The following is a 689-nucleotide window of genomic DNA, read 5'->3' on the forward strand; positions in this document are numbered from 1 at the left end:
TGGACCATCAAGACCGTACTGTCAGAAAAACAGTATATGAACGTTTCCGCCAAGCTTGGGAGAGCAAGCAAGATATTTTCAGCAGCACGCTGAATCATTTGGCGGGATTCCGGCTTGAAACCTATAAAGCGCGCGGCTGGGAGAATGTCCTGAAGGAACCGCTGCAAATTAACAGGATGAAAAAAGAAACACTTGATACGATGTGGCAGGTCATCACTGAAAACAAGAAGCCGTTCGTTCAGTTTTTGAACCGGAAAGCATCCATGCTCGGCCTTGAAAAACTCAGCTGGTACGATGTCGAGGCACCGATCGGTTCTGACGGAAAGGTCTATTCGTATGATGAAGCCGCGAATATCATTACCAGCCAGTTTTCAACGTTTGGCAAAAAGCTGTCCTCATTCACTGAAAAAGCGTTTCGTGACGGCTGGATTGAGGCGGAAGACAGGAGCGGAAAAAGAGTCGGCGGCTTTTGCACGAGCTTTCCAGACAGCGGGGAATCCCGGATTTTCATGACATTTTCGGGCAGCGCCTCAAATGTCTCTACCCTTGCGCATGAACTCGGGCACGCGTTCCATCAGGAAGCAATGCTCGACGTCAGGCCGTTAAACCGCTCCTACGCCATGAACGTTGCAGAAACAGCTTCAACGTTTGCAGAGATGATAGTCGCGGACGCGACTGTCCAGCAGGCC

At 50.4% G+C, this 689-nt stretch carries 1 protein-coding gene; it reads left to right on the forward strand.

Annotated features, from left to right (window positions below; genetic code table 11):
• Positions 1 to 689 (forward strand): M3 family metallopeptidase (locus ACWHAR_RS27530; RefSeq protein ID WP_452088492.1); only part of this gene is annotated, 689 nt, incomplete at both ends.

This window comes from Bacillus sp. LR--39, assembly GCF_053613335.1.